Source organism: Leptolyngbya sp. Heron Island J (genome assembly GCF_000482245.1).
In the GTDB taxonomy this organism is placed as follows: domain Bacteria; phylum Cyanobacteriota; class Cyanobacteriia; order Phormidesmidales; family Phormidesmidaceae; genus Leptothoe.
In genome coordinates, this window is record NZ_AWNH01000060.1 from 139,434 (window position 1) to 155,645 (window position 16,212).

General features: G+C 47.7%; 15 protein-coding genes. 6 read left to right on the forward strand and 9 right to left on the reverse strand.

The features are described from left to right. Positions 1-38: 38 nt before the first annotated feature. From N836_RS56860 to tsaE, 6 genes are all read right to left on the reverse strand, one after another. Positions 39-545 (reverse strand): chemotaxis protein CheW, encoded by a 507-nt coding sequence (locus tag N836_RS56860; RefSeq protein WP_023073780.1) that lies wholly within the window; start codon positions 543-545, stop codon positions 39-41. A gap of 73 nt (positions 546-618) precedes the next feature. Then, positions 619-984, reverse strand: coding sequence for a response regulator transcription factor (locus N836_RS56865; protein WP_023073781.1), 366 nt, complete (start codon positions 982-984; stop codon positions 619-621). A gap of 154 nt (positions 985-1,138) precedes the next feature. After that, positions 1,139-2,329, reverse strand: coding sequence for a response regulator (locus N836_RS56870; RefSeq protein ID WP_023073782.1), 1,191 nt, complete (start codon positions 2,327-2,329; stop codon positions 1,139-1,141). Between the two features lie 107 nt (positions 2,330-2,436). Beyond that, positions 2,437-3,936 (reverse strand): ammonium transporter, encoded by a 1,500-nt coding sequence (locus N836_RS56875; protein ID WP_023073783.1) that lies wholly within the window; start codon positions 3,934-3,936, stop codon positions 2,437-2,439. 183 nt (positions 3,937-4,119) lie between these two features. Then, a complete protein-coding gene (locus N836_RS56880; protein WP_023073784.1) occupies positions 4,120-4,560 on the reverse strand; it encodes an EVE domain-containing protein in 441 nt (146 codons plus the stop codon). Continuing rightward, complete coding sequence (gene tsaE / locus N836_RS56885) at positions 4,550-5,050, reverse strand: tRNA (adenosine(37)-N6)-threonylcarbamoyltransferase complex ATPase subunit type 1 TsaE (protein WP_031293166.1); 501 nt, start codon at positions 5,048-5,050, stop codon at positions 4,550-4,552. Before tsaE ends, N836_RS56880 begins: the two co-directional genes overlap by 11 nt. Before the next feature lie 118 nt (positions 5,051-5,168). On the opposite strand from tsaE, the gene N836_RS56890 reads away from it, so the two are divergent. Beyond that, positions 5,169-5,783, forward strand: a complete 615-nt coding sequence (locus N836_RS56890) for a ParA family protein (RefSeq protein ID WP_023073786.1) — start codon at positions 5,169-5,171, stop codon at positions 5,781-5,783. Positions 5,784-5,897: 114 nt separating this feature from the next. Here the strand turns inward: N836_RS56890 and N836_RS56895 are convergent, their stop codons facing one another. After that, positions 5,898-6,581 carry a Bax inhibitor-1/YccA family protein gene (locus N836_RS56895; RefSeq protein ID WP_023073787.1) on the reverse strand — a complete coding sequence of 228 codons (684 nt, stop codon included), beginning with the start codon at positions 6,579-6,581 and terminating at the stop codon, positions 5,898-5,900. A gap of 307 nt (positions 6,582-6,888) precedes the next feature. Here N836_RS56895 and N836_RS56900 point away from each other — a divergent pair, with 307 nt between their 5' ends. From N836_RS56900 to N836_RS56920, 5 genes are all read left to right on the forward strand, one after another. Next, the gene (locus tag N836_RS56900) at positions 6,889-8,553 is read left to right on the forward strand and encodes a Ppx/GppA phosphatase family protein (RefSeq protein WP_023073788.1); all 1,665 of its coding nucleotides are present in this window, start codon (positions 6,889-6,891) and stop codon (positions 8,551-8,553) included. An 80-nt stretch (positions 8,554-8,633) separates the two neighbouring features. Next, the gene (locus N836_RS56905; protein WP_031293167.1) at positions 8,634-9,404 is read left to right on the forward strand and encodes a class I SAM-dependent methyltransferase; all 771 of its coding nucleotides are present in this window, start codon (positions 8,634-8,636) and stop codon (positions 9,402-9,404) included. 157 nt (positions 9,405-9,561) lie between these two features. Then, positions 9,562-10,416: a phosphoadenylyl-sulfate reductase gene (locus N836_RS56910; protein ID WP_023073791.1), complete on the forward strand. Its 855-nt coding sequence runs from the start codon at positions 9,562-9,564 to the stop codon at positions 10,414-10,416. Positions 10,417-10,457: 41 nt separating this feature from the next. Beyond that, positions 10,458-11,990 carry an apolipoprotein N-acyltransferase gene (gene lnt, locus N836_RS56915; RefSeq protein WP_023073792.1) on the forward strand — a complete coding sequence of 511 codons (1,533 nt, stop codon included), beginning with the start codon at positions 10,458-10,460 and terminating at the stop codon, positions 11,988-11,990. A 3-nt stretch (positions 11,991-11,993) separates the two neighbouring features. Continuing rightward, on the forward strand, positions 11,994-13,640 hold the full coding sequence (locus N836_RS56920) for an RluA family pseudouridine synthase (protein ID WP_031293170.1): 1,647 nt from the start codon (positions 11,994-11,996) through the stop codon (positions 13,638-13,640). Positions 13,641-13,741: 101 nt separating this feature from the next. Here N836_RS56920 and N836_RS56925 read toward each other — a convergent pair whose 3' ends face one another. Together N836_RS56925 and N836_RS56930 are read right to left on the reverse strand one after the other, a co-directional pair. Beyond that, positions 13,742-14,572, reverse strand: a complete 831-nt coding sequence (locus N836_RS56925; protein ID WP_031293171.1) for an SWIM zinc finger family protein — start codon at positions 14,570-14,572, stop codon at positions 13,742-13,744. A 204-nt stretch (positions 14,573-14,776) separates the two neighbouring features. After that, positions 14,777-16,180 carry an aspartate ammonia-lyase gene (locus N836_RS56930; protein ID WP_023073795.1) on the reverse strand — a complete coding sequence of 468 codons (1,404 nt, stop codon included), beginning with the start codon at positions 16,178-16,180 and terminating at the stop codon, positions 14,777-14,779. Positions 16,181-16,212 lie beyond the last annotated feature (32 nt).

Genomic DNA, 16,212 nt, shown 5'->3' on the forward strand with positions numbered 1-16,212 from the left:
AAGATCCTCGAACTCTTATAATGAAATGGTTTAGGAAATTAAGTTGGCATATAGTCAAAGATTGCTGACCCATCAAGCAATAGCAACATCTCAGCGGCAGCCCCTAGCCAATATCCTTGCAGAAACGGTACTAATGCTTCAGATACAGCAGAGAGCGACTGAATGGTGTCGCGAGATAGTAGCTCTAGGCCCTCTATTTGATGAACTACTAGACCAAGACGACGTTGCTCAGATACTGCTGGCGATGATTGCTCTAGTAATAAAGTGTTGTAATATGTTGGTAGTATTTCCTGTTGATATAGTGGTTTGGCTCCTAGCAAATGCCCCATATCTACAATCCAAAGAACTTCACCATGCCAGTTGTAAACCCCGATGATCCAGGGTGATAAGTGAGGAATAGCTGTGATTTTTGCTACTTCAATTTTCAGTGCTGCGGCCAATTCAGCTACTGGTAATAGTGCTGTGATGTCGGTCAGTACATGAAACTTTAGGTACTGGACCTTATCTGCTGGCTGAGATAACACCTGTGTAGGTGATTGCATCATTGGTTATATCTCTCTAGTGTTAGTTCAAACCTATCGGCCCGACAGCCATACTGATCACCTCTACTAAGTTTCTCTAGCGATGGATTAATTGTTGGACTGTTTTCGATAACTCTTCTTGATCGATAGGTTTTGTCAGATAAGCGTCGGCTCCCTGTTTTTTGCCCCAAAATTTGTCCATATCAGTATCTTTCGTAGAACAGATAATGATAGGAATGTCGCTGGTTGCGTCCTTAGCTTTAAGATCACGACAAATTTCAAATCCACTACGGTCTGGCAATACTACATCCAAAACAATGATGTCAGGTATTTGAGTGGTTAACTGTGCTAATGCATCGGCACCGTTAGTTGCTGTTATTACTGTCAAACCGTCGTGAGTTAGACATTTAACAAGCATCTCCAAAATCGTTTTAGAATCATCAACAACTAGTGCTAGTCCCATGGATTTACTCCATTCCAATAAACAAAAAAACCTTTGAGCTACCCCTGAACAAATGCTTAGAACACTTGCTTAGCAGTATTCCCATCTGTAAGGCTTGATTAGTGATTTGTGTTCGAAGCAATGTGATAACCGTCATAGTATCTAAAGGGGGTATCTAGATTTCAACTATTCCTTGTTTGGAGAGTTGTCTTTCAACAACAGATAAAACTTGATGAGGATTGATGGGTTTTCCCAAGAATGCGGATGCGCCTACCATTCTGGCGCGAACTCGGTCAATAACTCCATCGTTGCCAGTCAAAATTATGATAGGTGTTTCTTTAAAGCAGGAGATTTTTCGTAGTTGGCTACACAGCTCATAACCATTAGTCCCAGGCATAACAAGATCTAAAAAAATAAGATCGGGCTTTCGAGCTAGTAAAATAGCGATTGCTCTTAATGGATCTTGAATGCATTGAGTTTGATAGTCTGCTGTTGTTAGAACTCTTTCAAGAGCTCGACAAATAGCTGGGCTATCATCGATACATGCAATTAAAGGACCTGTAGACGATGGCTCTACTGGTTTGGATGAAAAGACTGGTGCCTCTAAGTCCTCAATTTCAATAAGTTCGACCGCACCCTGTTGGATGTATGGCAATAAGGAGGCTGAAAGAGATACAGTATCGCGACTAATCTTAATACTCAGATCTCTCAGAGTTTGTTGCCCTGTCAGCATCATAGTTAGGTTGCGATATAAAGCCTCGGGTACCCATTTTTTGAGTTCTAATGGATGACGAATAATGGGAGCTAAATCAGGAGAGCGGTCACCTAGTTTAGCTTCAAGCCAGGATTGCCAGAGTTTTTTGGCCTTGTGAATGATAGCCTCAGCGTTGATTAATAAAAGCTGATTGGACAGCTGATTGTCGTTTTGAACTTGATAGACTACCCCGCGCGCTTGATTGATATCAAAAAAGACTTCTATGAAGATATTTTCAATGATTTGGCTGATTTGTTGGCGAGATATCTTTTGTTGGTCGTACCAAAAACTCAAAAGCCTGTATTCCCAACAGTATAGATTTTCCTTGCTGTCGAGCTTATGCAGTTTTTGTAGTTCTGTTTGAAGACTGGAAATTTCTAGGTAAAGATCAGGACAGAAGTGTTTTACATAGCGATACCAACGACGCATTGGCTGTTTGCCACCCGTGACATACAACAAGCGCCCCATGTAGAATTCAAATGTCCACTGATTGTTATTGGCAGTTAAGTGTAACTGCCCATTGAACTGGCTCTGTTTCAGCAGTCCAAAAAGTCGATTTTGTTTTGCTGCTGTAAAATCACTGATAGTGACAACAGGTTTTTGGGTGGTCATTGATATTGACATCGCATGGACAGGGTAAACAGACTTATGAGTGCTATTGATTAGTCCCCTGTGGCAATCACACTTCAGGATTAGCTGTAAAAGTATCGCTTGACTCTTTACTGGTCCGAAGCTGGGCCTGATGATGGAAATAGGTTATTTGTGATGGGTTCTAAGAAAGTGTTGAGTGGTTGAGAGCGTTGAGAAAAATCTGGATAGGCTTCAAGGCCATGTTCGCTCAGGTCTAGGCCGATTGATTCAGCGTGGTTAGACACGCGTAACCCAAATGTGAGACGAAGTATAGACCAACTAAATAGCGTGCTGATGCCAACAAAGACTGCAACGATCGCAATCCCTGCCAGTTGAATGAGCACGGGTTGGATGGTGCCGCCGAGTAAGAAACCTAGAGCTGGACCTGACGTTGCGGAGTGCCAACTGTTGATATTAGGACCAACGCTAAATAATCCGACGGTAATGGTTCCCCAGATTCCTCCTACCAAGTGTACGGGCAGAGCACCTACAGGGTCATCAATGTGCAATCGATAAAACAAACGCTCTGCGAAAACCGCCAACATCCCTCCTATAAACCCGATGAGAATTGCGCTTAGAGGGGTGACATATGCACAGCTAGCTGTGATCGAAACTAGACCTGCTAATGTGCCATTGATAATCATGCTGAGGTCTGGCTTACTGGTGACTAGCCAGGATACGATGGCGGCGGCTACTGCTCCAGTCGAGGCTGATAAATTGGTGGTTAAGATAATCCGGCTAGCTGCTACTGGATCGGCTGTCATTGTTGAACCGGCATTAAACCCAAACCAGCCAAACCAGAGAATTAAGCCGCCTAGGGTAGCGATCGCAAGATTATGGGCTGGCATCGTCTTTTGATTGTCATGGTTGTAGCGACCAGCCCGTGGTCCTAATAACCAAGTACCTGTCAACGCAGCCCAGCCACCGACACTATGGACGACTGTTGATCCAGCAAAATCATAGAATCCTAGAGTCTGGAGGAATCCTCCACCCCAGATCCAATGACCTACTGTTGGATAAATGAACAGGGATAGAATTGCACTAAAGCTAAAGAAGGCAAAGAATGAAATGCGCTCAGCAACTGCACCGGAAACAATGGTTGCGGCGGCTCCAGCAAATACAAGTTGAAAAAAGAATTTTGCATCTAATGGTATGCCAGCTGTGGCTAGGGAACTGAAGACACCGCTGTAGCGATCGCCGGTTAAAGGGCTTAAATCTAAACCCCGTAAAAAGAAACCAGAATGACCAATGACAGCATTGCCATCGCCAAACATTAAGGCAAAGCCGATGGCCCAAAAACAGAGGGAAACAACACCAAATACAATTAAGTTTTTAGACAAGACATTAACGGCATTCTTGCTTTGGCATAAACCTGTTTCTAACATGGCAAACCCGGCATTCATAAAGAATACAAGTACTGCACATAACAAAACCCAGATTGTATCTACGGTCACCTGCAGCGATTCGGGGAATGGTTCAGGGTGGCTATCTGCAGCTAATACAGCTCCATTCCAAACCAGCCAAATGGCAACGGCCAATAGCAGGATAGATTTGCCTCCTGCAAGGCGCTCGTGCAACTGTCTTATCATAAGGAAATCAGTCTAAACCCACATGATTGCTATATGTGAGGGTGTGATAGACCTATATTTCCCAGTGAGAATTTGTTCTCTCATTTGATGAACAAGTCTCATCAAAAAAATTAGAAGAAATGGCTTAACGTGGCCCGGCTATACTCTTTTCTGGAGCCACTTGGGATATGTACGTAAGAGATTTTACGGTTTGGCTAATGTCAAAATCCGTTTCGCTACATCCTCTGTAATTGGCATAACGGATAAGCGATTGCCGCGCTTAACTACCTGTAGTTCATCAGGATCAAACTTACTTTTGAGTTCATCAAGGCTGATGTAATGCTCAAATGTCTCCAGGTAAGTAACCGTAACGGTATGCCAACGCGGGGTTTCGGGGGTGGACTTGGGATCGTAGTATTTACTACTTTGGTCAAATTGGGTGGGGTCGACCACCATTTCTTTGCCAATTTTCATCAGGCCAGCAATACCGGGAGGTTTGGTGTTGGAATGGTAAAAGAAGGCGATATCGCCAATCGCCATGGATTTTAGAAAATTGCGAGCCTGGTAATTACGCACGCCGTCCCAGATTTCATTGCGATCGCGTTCCAAATCGTCAATGCTGTACACGTCTGGCTCAGACTTCATCAACCAGTACTTCATCGTTCTTTAATGTCTCCTGTAAATTGTGCCATAGCGTATCGTGCCAGCCCATGGGCCAGCTCAGCTCAGCCTGGCGGCCAACGTCTGCGTAAGCTAAATTCAACCTAATGGGACTATCCGGCAAATACTGTAACCTTTCGACCCACTCGATCACTAATATTCCAGGGTCTACGTCTTCCCCGTCCCAGTAGGTCTCTAAATAAAGACTATTGGCCCCTGCCCTATCCAAACGATATAAATCAACATGGTAGAGAGGTACCCGTCCCGTTAGATACTCATTGATCAGCGTAAAGGTGGGGCTATCAATAGTCTGCTCAATGCCTAGCCCTGCTCCTAAACCCTGAGTAAAGCTAGTTTTACCACTACCTAAAGGTCCTGACAGTAAGATCACTGCTCCTGCTGGCAAGCGCTGTCCCATCAGCCAGCCCAGGCGATGGGTTGCCTGCAGATCCGGTAACTGAATTGAAATGACCATTGGCATTACTAACGTTGAAGCAGGTTGAGTTCAGGAAACCAACCTTGGATGGGCAACCCTCCAACTGTATCGTTAATCTAATAGCGAGTTACACCGAGTTCAGGACAAGCAGTACTGCATGATTATCACGGTAGCCAGTTTCAAAGGGGGAGTCGGCAAAACCACTACCGCCATTCACCTGGCCGCATTTTTCCAAGGTAAAGGAAAAACCTTATTAATCGATGCAGATCCCAACTGTTCAGCTTTAGGTTGGGCCAGTCGTGGGGAACTGCCGTTTACAGTGGTTAATCAGTGGCAGGCAGAAGCTCAGACTGAAACCTATGAGCATGTCATCATTGATACTCAAGCGCGGCCCACCACCGAAGATTTAGCAGCTTTAGCCAATACGTGTGATTTACTGGTGTTGCCCACCATGCCAGATATTTTGTCTTTGGATGCCCTGGTTTTAACTATCGAATATCTTAAATCTATTCAAACAAGTCAGTATCGCATCTTAATTACGTCCATTCCGCCTAAGCCGAGTCGAGCAGGGGATGAGGTGAAAGAACTACTTAAGGAAGCGGATATTCCTATCTTTGATGTGGGCATTGGCCGTCTGGCCGCGTTTCAAAAAGCAGCTATGCAAGGTGTGCCTGTCTATGCCATTAAGGATCAGCGATCTGAGAAGGGTTGGCAGGAATATGAGGCAGTTGGCAATGAAATTCTTAATTTGATCATGATGAAAGGACAATAACCTTTGGGAGGCAATGGAATTGTCCAGATGAATGCCTGCGTTAACAGTCACTTAAACAAATCCCTGACCATTTGGTCAGGGATTTGTGCGTTTTGTGGGGTGTGGCTATGGTGATTAGCGGCGAGAAGACATCAGGATACGTAACACATACCAGAACAGGAGCATCACTGCAGCAAACAACTCTAACGACGCTGCCACATGTTGGGTTGTGGAATAGCGATACATCACGTTAGATGTTTTGTACAAAATGGCTGCACTTGCGAAGGCAACCATAAAGAAAGAAAAGATTAACCCCAAGGAAAAACCAAAGAGCAAGCTACAGACAATGAGTCCGAGGGCTACCATGCCTGCAATTTTGAGGATGCCCCCTAAAAATGAAAAATCTTTGCCTGAGGTAAAAGCAACTGCTGTTAAACCACCAAAGAGAAATAGGGTAATCACTGCAGCAGTGGGCAAGACTGATGGGTCAGACCTTAACACTGCTACCACCAGCAATGGTGCAAAAATAATTGCCTCACCAATAATGTATAGACCTAAGCCCATATACTGAGCGTTGATATCATCGGCTTTAGCTGCCATGTTACTAGCCAGGTAACCTAGCAAAGCAAATCCTCCCAACAGGGCTAACCAGCCAATCCGACTGCCAAGGAAGAAACTAGCCAGTAATGGGGCAATCCCCAGCTGGAAGAATAAAAATTCAACCACTACAAACGCACCTACTGCCCCAGCAAGATGGGTGTAGGTACGCTTAATAAATTCTGCCCGCTCACTAGGGCGAGCCTGAGCCACCATAACCATTAAAAATGCCTCCTGTAGGCAAAAAAAGATGAGTCAGTGTGACAGCATGCAAATAGCAAACTGTCAATTAGCGATACCTCAATCAGAGGCTAACATACTTACCTGAGGGGCTGCTTCTTCCTAGAATAGGAACGATCTTGGACCCAAACCCTACATCTTTAGACATATAAAAGACATTTGAAAAAACGTTATATCGGATACAAAGATAACGTTTTAGGATATAAAGCTGACAATAAAGTCCTGTATTGCTGATTTCGGTAGAAGTACTGGAATTGTATGATGATTACCACATTGTTCAATATTCACAATGGTTGATTCAGCCACTGCTCGCCTAGGCCAGATGGTCTACGCTCCCAGCCTTTCGGAAACCTCGGTTGAGCTACGCCAATTGCTTCAGGGAGAGCGCATCTTAGCTGCCATTGATGTTGGAACCAACTCAGTCCATATGGTGGTTGTCAAGATTCAACCAGAGTTGCCTGCGTTCACCATTATTGGTCGTGAAAAAGATACGGTACGCCTTGGTAATTTTCGTCCGGGTACTAATTGTCTGTCGGACGAAGCCATGGCGCGAGGGATTGCTGCTCTAAAGCGGTGTAAACAAATTGCTGACAGTCATCATGCTGATGATATTGTCACGGTTGCGACTAGTGCTACCCGTGAAGCTAGTAATGGTCAATTGTTTATCGAGCGGGTGAAGCAGGAGGTTGGCCTTGATATCAGCCTAATTTCTGGTCTTGAAGAAGCCCGACGTATTTATCTGGGTGTGCTGTCTGGTATGGAACTGCACGGCAAACCTCATGCCATCATCGATATTGGCGGTGGTTCTACTGAACTCATTTTAGGCACTGGAGAACGCCATCGGTTTCTGAGTAGTACTAAGGTGGGAGCTGTCAGGCTGAATGCCCAAATGGTGACGACTAATCCCATCAGTCACGAAGAATTCTTGCAGCTGCAAGCCTATGTGCGAGGACGGCTTGAGCCTAGCGTTGATGAGCTAAAAGCTAAGCTGTCTGCAGAAGAATCTTTAGCGTTGGTGGGGACCTCTGGGACGGTGGAATCCCTGGCAATGCTAACAGCTATTGAGAAGCTAGGAACGGTGCCTGCTCGCATTAATGGATACACCATGACGCTGGCAGAGTTGGAGCGGTGTACCCAAAAACTGCGGCGGATGAGCTTTAGTGGGCGGCTCAAGCTGCCGGAGATTTCTACCCGACGAGCTGAAATCATTGTGCCTGGGGCTGTCATCCTACAGGAAGCGATGCGAATGCTGGGTGTTGATCGCATTACTGTGTGCGAGCATGCTCTACGAGAAGGTTTGGTAGTGGACTGGATGCTCACCCATGGTCTGATCGAAGACCGGATGCAGTATCAGCAGTCAGTGCGTGAACGCAGTGTCATGAAAGCTGCTCATAAGTATCGGGTTGATAAACCGCATAGTGAGCTAGTGGCTAAATTTGCCCTGGATTTATTTGACCAAACTCGGGGACTGCTCCATGAGTGGGGGCCTTTAGAGCGGGAAATCTTGTGGGCGGCTGCGATGCTTCACAACTGTGGCCATTTTGTTAGTCATGGTTCTCACCATAAGCATTCTTATTATTTGATTCGCAATGGAGAGTTGTTGGGGTTTACTAGCATCGAAATTGAGTTGATTGCGAATCTTGCTCGCTACCATCGGAAGAGTTCACCTAAACTCAAGCACGACCCGTATAAGGCGCTGACTAAAACAAGTCGCAAAATTGTTAGCCAGCTGAGTTCGATGTTGCGAGTTGCAGTAGGACTGGACCGGCGACGATTGGGTGCGATCGCAAGTTTCCAAACCAGCTATGATCCCCAGACCCATAGAATGACCCTGCGCTTTACCCCGGCCCGCACTAACGAAAAGTGTGAGCTAGAGGTTTGGAGCGTGAATGACAAGAAAGCCTGCTTTGAGCAAGAGTTTGATCTAAAACTAGAAATTCACCCTGCCAGTTGATCTAGAGTTGTTCTGGAACTTAAAGAGTTTGTTCAGCTGTAGACTGCTCTGCACAAATCCCTGCTTCAAATCTAATGGCTATGGCTTCTGATTCTGTTGATACTCCGCAAGTTTGGGATACCGCTCGCTACCAAGACCAACACAGCTTTGTTTGGCAGTATGGGACTGCTCTAATCGACTTGCTCGCTCCCCAGCCAGGGGAGCGCATTCTAGATCTGGGATGTGGCACCGGACAGCTAACCCAGGCTTTAGCAGCAACCGGTGCGATTGTGAGTGGGATCGATGCAGATGCTGCCATGATTGCTACGGCTCAGCAGCACTATCCCGAGCTATCGTTTGCTGTAGCTGATGCCTGTAATTTTCGAGTAAAGCAGCCCGTTGACGCTATCTTTTCCAATGCTGTGCTGCACTGGGTTAAACCACCGGAACAGGCTGTTCAAGCGGTCGTCAATGCCTTGAAACCGGGTGGTAGATTTGTAGTCGAATTCGGCGGCAAGGGCAATGTACACGCTATTGTCAAGGCCGTTGAAACGATTCGACAACAGGAGAATTTGAGTCCCTGGTACTTTCCCCGTATTGGCGAATATGCCCATCTGCTAGAAACCTACGGTTTAGAAGTTACCTTTGCAGCCATGATTGATCGCCCTACGCCCTTAAATGATGGTGAGCAAGGGTTGGCCAACTGGCTCAAGATGTTTGGCAATGCCCTGCTGGCAGGACTGAGTACAGACGATGTAGAAGTCTTGCTGCGAGAGGTTGAAGCCTTTTTGCGACCTCAACTACACGATGGCCGCCAATGGGTCGCAGACTACCGTCGACTACGTCTAGTAGCGATTAAATCATCTGCATGACTTCTGTATAACTGCAGAGAGGTTGGATGAGCTGGTTATCTCAGGAGCGGTGCAGCTGCTGAGCGTGCTGCCATATGATCAGCTGTTTCTAGATAAATCAACCCCTGCAGATTGGTATTTATAAACAAATTTAAGTGAGGCTTTCCGTTATGATGCGATGATGGGGCAAGTCCATTTGGTACCTGAGCATCGTGATCGCGTTGCCTACCATGGGCTCCATAACACCTCACGTTGGCACCACGGAGCGGCTGAAACTATGGCAAATGCAGTGCTAGAAAGCGATTTAGATCTTGAAGCACTCAATAAGACCCTAGCGGATATGGATGCCTCCAAACTCGTAGCCTGGGGCGTTGAGACCTTTGGTGAAACCCTAGTAATGAGTACTAGCTTTGGTATTCAGTCAGCTGTCATGCTGCATCTGGTTACTCAGGTGATGCCAAATATTCCGGTAATTTGGGTAGATACGGGCTATCTGCCTGCAGAGACCTATCGCTTTGCTGAGGACCTGACTAAGCGACTGCAGCTCAATCTGCAAGTGTATCAATCCTCGATGAGTCCGGCTCGTATGGAAGCGATCTATGGGCAACTCTGGGATCAAGATAATGTCAGTGCCCTCAACCGCTACGACTATATTCGCAAGGTTGAGCCTATGCAGCGTGCCCTCAAGGATCTGGGGGCAAAAGCATGGCTGGCTGGATTGCGAGCTAATCAGACATCGCATCGTCAGACCCTGGGGCGGATTGCTCAGCAGAATAATATTTATAAGCTGCATCCAATTTTGTCCTGGAATTCGCGGGATGTGTATAAGTATTTGACGACCTATGATTTGCCGTATCATCCTCTGTTTGATCAGGGATATGTAACGGTGGGTGATTGGCATTCGAGCCGTCCGATGACGGCGGCTGACGAGGATGAGCGGGCGACCCGCTTTAAGGGTTTAAAACAGGAGTGTGGGCTACATTTACCTCAAACTCAAGGGGAAGCAGAGAGTTTGAATTCAAGTTCGTTGTAGGGTCAAGGGAATCGGAGAGACGTTGCAGGCAACGTCTGTACATGATGGCGATATCTCATTTGACAGAGCCTTTAATCTCCAAAGCTAAATCTGCTGACAAGCTTGAGTATCTGGGGCTATTGGTGTCAGGTATTTTGATGGGGCTATGGCCTGCATGGCCACTAGCTTGGGTAGCATTGGCTCCACTTTGGTATGTGATTCATCGTGGAGGCAGTCTGCGTAGGAGTGCTTTCTGTGCTCTGATGTGGGGGGTGGGATACCATGGCGCGATGTTGGAGTGGGTACTACATTTGCATCCGCTGATGTGGTTAGGGGTGCCTTGGTTAGGGAGTATTGCGATCGCACTCTTTGCCTACACCTTTGTTACTCTCTGGGGAGCCGGTATCGCTGTTATGTGGGCTGTTGGTATGGCAGTTCTACGACAGATAGCTTCTTTGGGTAATCTCGGTCGAGTATTTGTTGGCACCGCTCTATGGTGTGGTATCGAGGCGTTGTGGAGTATTGGCCCACTGTATTGGACGTCATTAGCCATCACCCAGAGTCCTAGTAATTTGGTGATTGTGCATTTGGCTCGATTATCGGGACATTTGACAATTACAGCTGCCATCGTGGCGGTCAATGGGGTGTTGGCTGTTTCAGCTGTTCGTTCTTACTCTCGTCGCTGGCTGATGGCGGCTGTAGGATTGTTTGCGATCGCGCACCTGATTGGCTGGGGACTTTATCAACAACCTCTACAGGACCAACCAGCAGCAGCCCTAAACATTGGCATCATCCAGGGCAATATTCCTAGCCGAGAAAAGCTTACCTATCGAGGTGTGCGTCAGGCTGAAGATGTGTATCGCAACAACTATCGCCAGCTAGCGCAGGACGGAGCGGATGCGGTGCTTACACCGGAGGGAGCGATTCCCACCCGGTGGAATCGCGAGACCAGCATTTTTAGTCAGGTTGTGCGCGAGGTTGGTGTCCCGCTGTGGCTGGGGACATTTGTTCCCACAGACAACGCACATATTTACCAAAGTTTGGTGGAGGTTGCTCCTAATAGCGCAGCACAATATAACAAGATTAAGCTGGTGCCACTAGGAGAATATATTCCCCTGCAGTCTGTATTAGGAGATTTAATTTCTCGACTTTCTCCTATCAGTACAGATATGCTGCCAGGGCAGCTTAGCCAACGATTTGACTCTGCTCTAGGACAGGCGGCTGTCGGCATCTGTTATGATTCCGCCTATGATTGGATTTTTCGGCGGCAAGTGGCTCAAGGCGGAGAGTTTATTCTGACGGCGTCTAACAATGATCCGTATCCGCTTCGGATGATGGCGCAGCACCATGGACAGGATGTTATCCAGTCGATTTCGACGGATCGGTGGGCAGCACGAAGCACCAATACTGGACTATCAGCAGTTGTTGATCCCCATGGACATACGCGATGGATGTCAGCTCCTTTGACGGTGGACACGCATATCGCGACTATTTATCGGCGCGATACTCAGACACTGTTTGTCAAACGGGGAGCCTGGTTAGTGCCAGTATTATTGATGTTGAGTGGTGTTTGGGTAGTGCGATCGCGAGACTGAACGATGAAACTACTACATGACCTTTCAGAGTTTAGCTCAGGGAACGATCTATCGTCCGCCCTGCATTATACCTACACGGCAAAATGTTCTCAGACAGGTATGTTATGGCAGTTGCCCCGTACCGATGTAGTGGAGTCAATTGCTAAGGGGCTCATACAGCAACTGGCGATGACAACATCTGACCAACTAGAGACCGGGAACCTCTATGGGGTGCTCTTAGCGCAGACAACGCATGGAGATAGGGTAGTTCTCAAAGGATTTTCCGGGTCATTAGCTGGGCAGAATCAAGGGGCAGGTTGGGTGCCTCCAGTGTCTGCTCAGGCGAAGCTGGCTTTGACTGAGACCCAGACGCTAGCCAAGCTTGATCGGTTGAAGCAGGAACTTGTTATGTTCCATCAGCTCCCTGTGCATGTGGCTTATGGACAGATGGTTCAGTACTATGCTGAGCGACTACAACAGCTAACGGTGAGGCATCGGCAGAGGAAACAGGGGCGCGATCGCGATCGCAGCCATTACCACAACATCCTACAAGGAGATGCCCTAACCAAAGCGCTAAACAGATTAAAAAGAGAAAGCCAACAAGACAGCATTGAACGTCGTCACCTAAAACAAGAGCGTGCTCGGGAGCTTGCGCCCTTGACTGAAGCAATCGCCCAAGCCGAGCAACACATGCAGTTGCTCAAGCAAGAATATACAGCACTTTCTCGACAGTGGCAGGTTCAACTTCAGAGTGCTTATGCGATTCAGAGAATTGGAGACAAAATAGAGCCTAGTGGTAAGGACATTCCAAATACTATCTACGATGCTGTCATAGAGAGAGTTTGTCAGCGGGCTGCTGCTAAACTCTTACACTATGCAGCTACTCACGATCTCAAGCCTCTTGCTATGGCAGAGTTTTGGTGGGGAAAGCCACAAGGAGACTGTTTTTCAGAACAATTTTATGGAGCCTCTTTAGAAGACTGCCAAACCTTGATGCATATCTCTCAGCTGTCGGTTTTACCTCCACCAAAGAACCCATCGTTATCCCTTCCCATTCTCTATCAAGATGATGCAATCATCGTGGTCGACAAACCAGCAGGACTGCTCTCGGTGCCGGGACGTAGGCATGATCTTCAGGACAGTGTGCTCAGTCGTCTTCGGTATCAGTTACCGGACTATGATTTTGTACAAGTTGTGCATCGTCTGGATCAGGCGACGTCTGGCCTTTTAGTCTTATCCACATCCCGTAGTGCTCATAAAGCGTTAGGACAACAGTTTGCTGATCATCAAATTTTTAAAACCTACGAGGCTGTGCTCCGACAACCAATTGCTCCAGTAGTGGGTGTGATTGAGTTACCCCTTTGGAGCAATCCGAATGAACGTCCCAGACAATCGGTCAATGCCGAGTATGGTAAACCAAGTGTGACTCACTTTAAGGTGTTGCAAGCAGGTGATAGCCCCAGGGTTCAGTTTGTACCCCATACAGGACGAACTCATCAGCTCCGGGTGCATGCAGCACATCCACAAGGGTTAAATTCACCCATCGTTGGCGATTCGTTATATGGGCAGCCTAATCAGGCAGAACGGCTACATCTGCATGCTAAGTCTCTTCAGTTAATTCATCCAATTACGAAAAAGCGCTTGCAGTTCACTAGCGAGGTTCCATTTTAAGGGTGATTCTGATTGAGGGACTACAATGTCTGAAGGCATATCTGAGAGTAGGCACAAGGCTTTATCCCTACGAAAGTATCAGTTTTGTTGGAAGATAATGACTAGCTCAACGCTGACATCATTGCTTGCTGAGCTACGCTTTGATAGAGACTGGTAAAATGTCCGCTGAGAACTTGGGCATCGCTAGCAGGTAGAGGCATCGGTCCTAAGAGATCCAATACCGTTTGGTCGGCTGGTGTAATCACTACTAAAGACGAATCTAGAGCGTCATCATATTGCCAAAAGTTTTCTAGGTTCAGTGTTTGAGATTTAGGCTCAGGGGCAACAATAACTTCTTCGGTGTCTTCAGCCACGGTTTCTACAGGATTCTCTTCTACCTGCTGCTTTCGTTTTTCACGAATGGCATCAATGATTTGTTCCTTGGTGCGACCACGTAGCTGGAAAAGAACAAACGGCTCTTCTCGGAAGGCGTCTGCGAGCTGATAATAGACAGCGGCAATGTGTTTGCAAGGATTTTTGGGATCAGGACAATTGCACTTGGAGTGTACATCTGCCAGGGTAAAGGGGAATAAACTGAGCCCATTGGCGGTGAAAACGCTCTCAATATCGGTGGGCATTTCCCCTGCAAGCAGCTGAGCTGAGTAGAGTGCTTTTTGAGATAAGGTATCGATGACAAAGTCCCAGTCTTCGTCGGTGAAGCGCTCAATCCAAATGGAGAGCTGGTAGGGATCAGCGGCGGTTCCTTGGACAGCTGCGAAGACTTTAGATTCTTTAAAGTCTAGTTTGAGAATATGGCCTTCACGGGCATAGCGACGACCTCGTTCTAGCCGCTTTTTGAAGCGGTAAGAGTTGAGCAGGTCCACCCATTGTTGTACCCACCAGGTTTCGGATTCGAGTTCGTAGGGGTTGGTGGGAGCTTGGTATGAGGTCATGGGTGTTAGAGGTGGTGGTTGTGGTTTTGGGAAAAGGGTTGGTTGGGTTGCAATATGAAACCCAACCATTTTTTGGGGGTTAATTTTTGGGGGGGTGGCAATGTTGGGTTTCGCGGGCTCAACCCAACCTACGGCTTTGGGGTGGGTTACTGTGGGAGTGAGTGAAACCTACACCGCCCGTTGGTTAACCCTCCCGAGAGGGGGTTATTCAGGAATTTTGCTCATTTTCTCTAAATCAAGCACTTCATTTAGTTTATCTGCGGGCATCAGATTTTTTTCTAACACGAGTTGACGCATGGATTTGCCGGTTTCTAAGGATTCTTTAGCAATGGCGGCAGCGTTGAGGTAGCCAATATGGGTGTTGAGAGCGGTGACCAGGGCCAGACTGCCTTCGGCAAAGTCGCGGCAGCGGTCAGGACGGGCGGTGATACCGGCTAGACAGCGTTTATCAAGGGCGCTGATGGTGTTGCCGAGGATTTCAATACTGTGGATCAGGTCATAGGCGATCAGGGGCATCATCACATTGAGTTCTAGCTGACCGGCCTGGGCGGCACAGGCGATGGCCTGATCGTAGCCCATGACTTGGAAGCAGACCATGGAGGTCATTTCAGCCATCACCGGATTATATTTGCCCGGCATGATGGAGGAGCCTGGCTGCACCGGGGGTAGCTGGATTTCTTTGAGGCCGGTTTTGGGGCCTGAATCTAATAAACGCAAGTCGTGGGAAATTTTGACCAGGTCCTGGGCCAGGTTACGCAGGGCACTGGAGACGGCAACAAAGGGGGCCATGCTTTGCATAGCGGCCATCAGATGGGGCGCGCTAATGAGAGGTTGACCGGTAAAACCTGCTAGCAGTTCTGCAACACGATAACGATACTGGGGATGGGTGTTGAGACCAGTGCCAGTGGCGCTACCGCCCAAACCGAGAACGCAGAGATCTTGAGCCGCCGCGCGGAGACGACGCAGGTGATCGGTCAAAATGACTGCCCAGGCACGAAAGCTTTCTCCCAGACGGATGGGGACGGCGTCCTGCATGTGGGTACGACCCGAACGAACAATGTCTTGAAATTCATGGGCTTTGGTTTGGAGCGTTGCGATCGCACCCTCCAAGCTTGGATATAGCGTATGCTCCAACGCCAGTAGCCCCCCAATCCGAATCGCTGTCGGAATCACATCGTTGGTGGACTGGCCATAGTTGACATGGTCATTGGGGCTAATGTGACTATAGTTACCCTTCTCATCTCCCAGTAGCTCCAGCGCCCGATTGGCCAGCACCTCATTCACATTCATATGGTGGGAGGTACCGGCCCCTGCCTGATACACATCTACAATGAACTGATCGCGCAAGGCACCCTTAAGGATTTCATCAGCCGCAGTCACGATGGCCTGGGATATTTCAATCGGTATGCAGGCTAATTCTCCATTTGCGATCGCAGCAGCCTTCTTAATCAGCAAACAAGCATCTACGTAGGTAGGCAGTGGCTTTAACCCGCTGATGGGAAAATTCTCTACCGCCCGTAAGGTTTGAATGCCGTAATAGGCAGCTGAGGGAATTTCTTTTTCCCCCATAGAATCTTTTTCAATACGGTGGTTAGCGGGTGCAGTCATGGGGTTGGGTCTGGGATAAAACGAGCCAATGT